This is a genomic window from Candidatus Roseilinea sp. NK_OTU-006 (genome assembly GCF_012931985.1).
Lineage (GTDB): Bacteria > Chloroflexota > Anaerolineae > J036 > Brachytrichaceae > JAAFGM01.
In genome coordinates this window covers 1-2,755 of sequence record NZ_JAAFGM010000098.1, presented here as the reverse complement: position 1 = coordinate 2,755, position 2,755 = coordinate 1, and the positions used below count along the sequence as shown (strand labels likewise).

Annotated in this window: 2 protein-coding genes; both read right to left on the bottom strand. The window is 65.2% G+C overall.

Annotated elements, in window-relative coordinates; translation table 11 throughout:
- Nucleotides 1-133 precede the first annotated feature (133 nt).
- Complete coding sequence (locus GXH28_RS15775; RefSeq protein WP_169239964.1) at nt 134-1,060, bottom strand: phosphotriesterase family protein; 927 nt, start codon at nt 1,058-1,060, stop codon at nt 134-136.
- A 19-nt stretch (nt 1,061-1,079) separates the two neighbouring features.
- Entirely contained in the window at nt 1,080-2,618 is a 1,539-nt protein-coding gene (locus tag GXH28_RS16570) for an SDR family NAD(P)-dependent oxidoreductase (RefSeq protein ID WP_240550461.1), read from the bottom strand.
- Between the last annotated feature and the right edge of the window lie 137 nt (nt 2,619-2,755).

Below are 2,755 nucleotides of genomic sequence, written 5' to 3'. Positions count from 1 at the left end.
TAAAATCTCGGGCGGCTTTAGCGTCTCGCAAGCCCTACGGAAGCTCAAATTGATGAAAGTACAGGAATTCTAAAAAAGTCTACCAGAGCATCAAAATTCTGTCATCTTGCGAAAACGTAAACAAAGAGCGCTTTCAAGCTACGCCCAATTGCAACAGCCGCGCCGGCGTCTTCCCCATCATCGCCTCAATCTGCGAACTATCCAGCCCGCGCTCGCGCAGCCAGGGCAGAAAACGCCACAGGATGTAGGTCAACCCAGGGCCGCCCCAGCCGCCGTAGGCGGGCCAGTAGGAAGCGCGCGCCATGTCGCCGGAGAGGCAGAGTTGATCGCCGTAGCCTTCGGCCACCATGGCGAGGATCAGTTCGATGCGCCGGCTGTCCGGCAGATATTTTTCCTTGCCGATCTGGTCAACGCCCAAATTGGCGCCGGTTTGAGCCACGCTGCGCCAATAGTCCAACTCCGGCTTATGGTCAAGATGGCCGACCAGGATGCGCTCCGGGGACACGCCCTCGCGGCGCAGCAGCTCGATCTGCTCGAGCGCCATCGTGCCCTTCTCCGTGTGCGTGCTGATCAGCGCGCCGGTCTCGCGATGGGCGCGGCCCGCCGCCCGAAAGACCTTCTCCTCCGCCGGCGTGATGGCGTTCAGGCTGGAGCCGGCCTTGATCACGCCTGCACGCACGCCGGCTCCGTCGATTCCTTCCTCGATCTCGCGGATCATCTCATCCGCCAGCTCGTTCACCGTGCGCTCCTCCACCCAGCGGCGACAGAATTTGTCCTTGAGCCAGCCGGTCGTGCAGATGATGTGCACGCCGGTCGCCGCCGAAATTTCGCGCAGCGCCTGCGGGTCGCGGCCGTAGTCGCGCGGGGTCATCTCCACCAGCGCCCGCCCGCCGGCCAGAAAGAAACTGGTTAGCTCTCGCGTCGCAGCTGCAATGCTCTCCATGGCGAGATCGCGATCGGCGACGTCGGCGGGCGGATGCGTGATGACATGCTCGTGCATGTAGGTGAGGCCCAAGGCTGTCGGTTCGATGTCGCCCAGCACCGTGCGAATTTTGCCCATTCTCTTTTCCCTTCCTTGCTCATCTCACCGTCCAACCGCCGTCGACCGTCAACACTGCGCCGGTGATAAAGCGCGCCTCGTCCGACAGCAGAAAGACCGCCGCACTTGCCACATCTTCCGGCATGCCCATGGCGCCGGTGAGGGGCTGGAGCTGCGTCAGCCGCGCCAGGATCGCCGGGTCTTGCTGGGCGCGACGGCTCATCGGCGTGGCGATCAGCCCCGGCGCAATCACGTTGACGCGCAGCCCCTGCGGCGCATAGTAGGACGCCATCGCTCGAGACAAGCCGATGATTCCGGCTTTGCTGGCCGCGTAGGCGTGCGTGGCGAAGTCTTCGTCGCCGCCCACCAGCCCCAGCACCGAGGCCAGGTTGACGACGGCCCCGCGGCTGGCGAGCAGCGCAGGCGTCGCATACTTGCAGACCAGGAAGACGGTGGTCAGGTTGAGGTCGAGCGTCCAACGCCAGCCCTCGAGCGTGCAACGGTCAACCGGCCCGTCGCCGTGCGCGCGTCCGCTGCCGCCCGCAGCGTTGAAAAGGCCGTCCAGGCGTCTCCAGCGCTCCATGATCTGCGCCACCGCCGCCTCCACCGCGGCCGGCTGCGTGAGGTCGACGGTCACGGGCAGCGCCTGGTCGGCGGCGAGGCGGCTGCACGTCTCCTGCAAGCCGTCGGCGGCGACGTCGAAAAGCGCCACGCGCGCGCCGTATTTCTGCGCGTCGTGGATGAGCTTGAAGGCGTCGTAGGTCGTGCCGGCGCCGCCACCCAGGATGCCCACGACCATGTTCGGGTCGTACTGGCAGAGTTCCTCCAGCGCGCGCGGCCCGTGATAGACGATCTTCAAAAACAGCGGCCGCCCGGCCTCAGGCACGCCGGCGAGGGTGCGCAGGATGTTGTCGTTGATGAACTCGCCGAGCTTTTCCGGCGGGATGCCGGAGTCCACGTTGGGATCGAAGACCTCAAGGAAGTGCCGAAACTTCTTGCGCTCGGCCTCTTCGCGGAAGGCCTTGTAGGCCTCGAGGGTGAGCCGGTCGCGCTCGACGTCGTTGACCCAGGTGACGCTGTACAGACCGAGGTTGGCGCCGGGAAAATCGTCGGTGGGGCGATCGCACTCGACGCGGCCACACTGGATGTGGTCTATGCTGGCCGTGCGAAACGGCAGCGCCGGCTCGCGCGTGTAGCTGCCATGACGGGCGGCCCAGATGTCGGTGGTGTCGTTGGCGCGCACGGCGGGGGTGACGTGGGATTGGCGGAAGAGGCCCTCCTTGATGGTGAGCTGCTCGCTCACGTAGGCGGACATGAGCATGATGTCCACCACGCCCTGATGAACGACCTCGCGGATGATGTCGAGGAACTCCGGCAGGTTGCGATAGCCGAATTCCTCGCGCGTCCAGACCTCCGGCGAGAATTGCGCCGGGCGCGCGCCGCGGGCGGCCAGATACGCGCGCGGGCCGGGCGCGCGCACCCCAAAGGCCATGTCCGCGTCCTTGGCGTCGGCCAGGATGAAGGCGCGCGAACGCGGGTTGGCGCGGATTTCAGCCAGCTTGCGATCGAGCGATTTCATCCGTGAACCACGAATGAACACCCATTCACACGAATCAACGCACGAGCCGCTCCCGCTCCGGCCCGGGATGTTTGAAATTCAAAATCACGCCCGCACGTTTTCCCGTGATCCTCAGGCAACTCAACATCTGGTCGCGT

Coding starts and splice junctions, on each gene's coding strand:
- GXH28_RS15775 (WP_169239964.1), bottom strand. CDS start 1,060: ATGGGCAAAATTCGCACGGTGCTGGGCGACATCGAACCGACAGCCTTG.
- GXH28_RS16570 (WP_240550461.1), bottom strand. CDS start 2,618: ATGAAATCGCTCGATCGCAAGCTGGCTGAAATCCGCGCCAACCCGCGT.